This is a genomic window from Thalassovita mangrovi, assembly GCF_009857745.1.
In the GTDB taxonomy this organism is placed as follows: Bacteria; Pseudomonadota; Alphaproteobacteria; order Rhodobacterales; family Rhodobacteraceae; genus Thalassobius; species Thalassobius mangrovi.
Map to the genome: position 1 here is coordinate 1 of NZ_WWEN01000017.1, position 4,056 is coordinate 4,056.

At 64.6% G+C, this 4,056-nt stretch carries 5 protein-coding genes and 3 tRNA genes; 1 reads left to right on the forward strand and 7 read right to left on the reverse strand.

Annotated features, from left to right (window positions below; translation table 11 throughout):
- A partial coding sequence (locus GR167_RS19985) for an electron transfer flavoprotein subunit alpha/FixB family protein (protein WP_212770057.1) occupies positions 1-414 on the forward strand: 414 nt, incomplete at its 5' end.
- A gap of 88 nt (positions 415-502) precedes the next feature.
- On the opposite strand, the gene GR167_RS19990 is transcribed toward GR167_RS19985, so the two are convergent.
- The 7 genes from GR167_RS19990 to GR167_RS20020 form a co-directional block, all read right to left on the reverse strand.
- On the reverse strand, positions 503-703 hold the full coding sequence (locus GR167_RS19990; protein ID WP_160975508.1) for a hypothetical protein: 201 nt from the start codon (positions 701-703) through the stop codon (positions 503-505).
- The gene (locus tag GR167_RS19995) at positions 697-1,011 is read right to left on the reverse strand and encodes an integrin alpha (RefSeq protein WP_160975509.1); all 315 of its coding nucleotides are present in this window, start codon (positions 1,009-1,011) and stop codon (positions 697-699) included. Before GR167_RS19995 ends, GR167_RS19990 begins: the two co-directional genes overlap by 7 nt.
- Positions 1,012-1,581: 570 nt before the next feature.
- Positions 1,582-1,657, reverse strand: a tRNA-Thr gene (locus GR167_RS20000).
- Positions 1,658-1,732: 75 nt separating this feature from the next.
- Entirely contained in the window at positions 1,733-3,010 is a 1,278-nt protein-coding gene (locus GR167_RS20005; protein ID WP_160975510.1) for an NAD(P)/FAD-dependent oxidoreductase, read from the reverse strand.
- A gap of 185 nt (positions 3,011-3,195) precedes the next feature.
- Positions 3,196-3,270 (reverse strand) — tRNA-Gly (locus GR167_RS20010).
- Positions 3,271-3,321: 51 nt separating this feature from the next.
- A tRNA-Gly gene (locus GR167_RS20015) sits at positions 3,322-3,396 on the reverse strand.
- 98 nt (positions 3,397-3,494) lie between these two features.
- Complete coding sequence (locus GR167_RS20020; RefSeq protein ID WP_160975511.1) at positions 3,495-3,881, reverse strand: MAPEG family protein; 387 nt, start codon at positions 3,879-3,881, stop codon at positions 3,495-3,497.
- Positions 3,882-4,056 lie beyond the last annotated feature (175 nt).

The following is a 4,056-nucleotide window of genomic DNA, read 5'->3' on the forward strand; positions in this document are numbered from 1 at the left end:
GGCCTGTCGGAATGGGTCGAGGACAAGGTCGCGGCCAGCGACCGTCCGGAACTGACCTCTGCGGGCATCGTCGTGTCGGGCGGCCGTGGCGTGGGGTCCGAAGAAGACTTCAAGATCATCGAAGCGCTGGCCGACAAGCTGGGCGCCGCCGTCGGCGCATCCCGCGCCGCGGTCGATTCGGGCTTCGCGCCGAACGACTGGCAGGTGGGCCAGACCGGCAAGGTCGTGGCGCCGGAGCTTTACATCGCCTGCGGCATCTCGGGGGCGATCCAGCACCTGGCGGGGATGAAGGATTCCAAGATCATCGTCGCGATCAACAAGGACGAAGAGGCGCCGATCTTCCAGGTCGCCGACTTCGGCCTGGTCGCCGACCTGTTCGAGGCCGTGCCGGAACTGACCGAGAAACTGCGCTGAGCCCGGTTCGGAAACAACACGCGAAAGGCCCGCCAATCGGCGGGCCTTTCTGCGGCAAATTTTGCATCCGCTTTCGGGCTAACTGACTTCAGGCCATGAGATCATAGGTGGTGTCCTGGATCGTCAGGAGGATTTCGTTCTGCCCGGCCCCATGCCCCGCCACGCCCAGATGATAGAACTGATCGGCCCCGTCGCCGCCGTTCATCCGGTCGTAGCCAAAACCGCCATTGATGAAATCGTCGCCATTGCCGCCGAATAGCAGATCGCCCCAGGTCTGCCCGGTCAGCACGTCGTCGTCGTCGCCGCCGACCTTCCTGCGCCGTCATATTCGTCGGCCCCGATGAACTGGTAGGAGCCGTCGCCTGCCGTTGCATTGCCAAGGCGGATCGCCCCGTCGCTGTTGCCACCGACCGCGTCGGTGTTTGCCAAGGCTGCGCCGGAAATCAGGTAGGCCTCGCCGGAGAGGTTCCCGCCGCTATCGGCAAGGCTGGCCCCGATGATCAGGTCATCCAGCCCGTCGCCATTCACATCCCCGGCCGAGGCCACAGTAGAACCGGCGCTATCAAGCGTTGCGTTGCCGATGAACCGATATCCCATTATTGCGTCCTGCTCTGGTACTGTGCGTGTTTGTTCCGATGGCCGGTCGACCCGATCCGCGCGAAACGCCGCCGCCGCCGCGGTGACCCATCATCCGGCCGCTGCCGGTACGGTGCTTGCTGCCGCTGAACCTGTGTGCTCCGATCGGTATCGGTCGTATCCGCGATGCGCTCCGTCATATCTTCTGCACGGCCAAAGCAGGCGAGGGGGCGGAGCTTTCCGGGAATTTCGATAGCAGTGTTGACGGAGTCTTGGATCAAAGGAAATTTACCGAAATATCGCCTGTGGAATGCAACCTGAATACAATTCGACTGAGCAGTGATCAATCAAGGGTTAGGGCGCGAAAGTGAGCACATATCGTTGCAAGGCGCGAAGTGGATCCTCGTCCATCCCAAAATAGCAGGGGGGGCGGTCCGAAGACCAACAGGGATGGCAACAAGTTGCATCGCCCAAATCATGAGGTCTTTCGCCTGGTGCTGACACATCGGCCGCTTCGGGGCGTGCCGCTATTTGAGCAGGGGTTTCAGATGGATTTTCCAATCCTCTGAAAAACAAAAAATGTCGATTGGGTGGTGCCCCCACACGGACTCGAACCGCGGACCCACTGATTACAAATCAGTTGCTCTACCAGCTGAGCTATAGGGGCATCCAGCGCGAGTTAGCATCGCGCCGGGAAAATCTCAAGCGAGCAATTGCAAAAAACACCTGCCGCCGGATCGGTTCAGGCGGGCAGGGTGTGGATCAGCGAGGCGCCGAATTCGTACCACGCCCCCTTGGCGGCGGTGAACCGTTCGGCATAGCCGTCGAGCACCGGGATCGGCAGGGCGTCGGGGCGGTTGTCGAGCAGGGCCTCGGCCGCGGCGGTGCCGAAAACGGTGCCGGGCGAAATGCCCCGGCCGGAATAGCCGAAAGTGGCATAGGCCGAGGGGCCGAATGCCACCACCTTGGGGATGTGATCGCCGGTCATCGCGATCCGGCCGCTCCAGCCGTGCTCAAAGGGAATATCGGCCAGCTCGGGGAACAGGCGGCGCAGCTTGCGCCGGCCCCAGCTGCGGTGCAGCGGCGCGTAGGGCCCGGTGCTGTCGCCCATGCCGCCGACGATCAGCCGCCCGGCCTTATCGATCCGGACCGACGACATCACCAGCGCGGTGTCCCAGCAGCCTTCGCCGCCCGGCAGAATCTTGTCGCGCAGCGCGGCGGGCAGCGGGGCAGTGGCGAACTGGCTGTAATGCACCGGCACGAAACGCGGCGCGAAGGGGGCGGTGATGTCGCGGTGATAGCCGCCGGTCGCCAGCAGCAGCGCCTTGGCGCGCACGGCATGTCCATGGGCGGCGATCTGCCAGTGATCGCCCTGCCAGGCGATCGCGGCGACCGGGGTGTTTTCGAAAAGCTGCGCGCCGGCGCCCTGCGCGGCGCGCGCCAACCCGCGGCAATAGGCCAGCGGCTGCACCGTGCCCGCGCGCGGGTCCAGAAGCGCGCCGTGGAAGGCCTCCGATCCGGTGCGGGCGACGGTTTCGGCCCGGTCGAGCAGGGTGATCGGCGCGCCCAATCTCTGGCCCTGGTCGCAGCGCGATTGCAGGTCGGCGACGCCCTTGGGCGCATGGGCCAGGTGCAGGGTGCCGTTGCGGGTCGCTTCGCAGTCGATGCCTTCGCTATCGATCAGGCCGAACACCTTTGCGGGGCCTTCGGCCAGCGCCGCGATCAGCCGGCGCCCGGGTGCCTCGCCCATTTCGGCGATCACGTCGTCGGGGGGCAGCCACAACCCGGCATTGACCAGCCCCACATTGCGCCCCGATCCGCCGTGACCGATGGTTTCTCCCTCCAGCAGCGCCACCGATGCGCCGCGCCGCGCCGCCTCGAGCGCCGCCGAGGAGCCGGTGAAGCCGCCGCCGATCACCGCCAGGTCGACGTCGATATCGCGGTCCAGCGGCTGACTGTCGACCCGTTCGGCGCTGCTGGCGCGCCAGAGGTTGTCATGTGCGGTGGCTGAGCGGTCCATGGGCAATACCTGTGAGTCTGTCCGGGGGCGGCCGTGTCGGGCCGTTTCCCTGTCTGGACCGGATACAGATATCAGATTTGAGCAAACAGCAATATCGGATCGTCACGCCGCAGCGGAACCCGCGTCAGACGAGGGCGGAACGATGACTGCAAAGGCAGACGATCAGGTCGGATCTGGAGAAAGATTGGAGCGGGCGATGAGATTCGAACTCACGACATCAACCTTGGCAAGGTTGCGCTCTACCCCTGAGCTACGCCCGCATCCGGCTTTGACAGGTGGGTCCCGGTATTCCGGCCTGTCTGGGTCCCAATTGGAGCGGGCGAGGCGATTCGAACGCCCGACCCTAACCTTGGCAAGGTTATGCTCTACCCCTGAGCTACGCCCGCTTCCTTGGGTGAGGCGTGAGATATAAACTCTGGCCCGGGGCTGCAAGAGGAAAATGCGCCGATCCGGCAAAAAAAATCCGGCCCCGGGCGCGGTGCTGTCAGAACAGCGCGTGGCCCAGATTGCCCAGGGCGGCGAGGAGGATCATCGCCATGGTCAGGACGAAGCCCAGCCCCCGCAGCGGCTTGATCTGCGGTTCGCGACCGAAGCCGATCGCGTGCATCGCCCGGCCGCCAAACAGCATCAGGCCCAGCACATGCAGCACCCAGGCCGGCGCGCCCTGCAGTTCCGAAATCGCCAGCAGCGCGATCCCGATCGGGACGTATTCGGAAAAATTGGAATGGCAGCGGATCGAGCGGGCCAGCCTGCTGTCGCCGCCATCGCCGACCGACACCTGGGCCTTGATGCGCCAGCGGATGACGCCGAAGCTGAGCAGGACATAAAGAAGCGCCAGCAGGCTGGCGTAAATGGCGGTAATGGTGAGCATGAGCGACCCCTTGTTGCGTTATCCTACGCAATTTGAGGGTACGGCCGGCGTTTTCAACAGCTTATGGGGCTGACGTCAGGGCAGGGGGAGGGGCCTGCCGGCGTGGGCAGGCCCCCTTTGTTTCATTCGAACTCGATCAGCAGGTCTTTTGCGTCGATCTGGGTTCCGGGCTGGA

Bases quoted from the DNA above. Each gene is read 5' to 3' on its own strand.
- GR167_RS20020 (WP_160975511.1), bottom strand. From the start codon at position 3,881: ATGCTCACCATTACCGCCATTTACGCCAGCCTGCTGGCGCTTCTTTAT.
- GR167_RS20005 (WP_160975510.1), bottom strand. From the start codon at position 3,010: ATGGACCGCTCAGCCACCGCACATGACAACCTCTGGCGCGCCAGCAGC.
- GR167_RS19995 (WP_160975509.1), bottom strand. From the start codon at position 1,011: ATGGGATATCGGTTCATCGGCAACGCAACGCTTGATAGCGCCGGTTCT.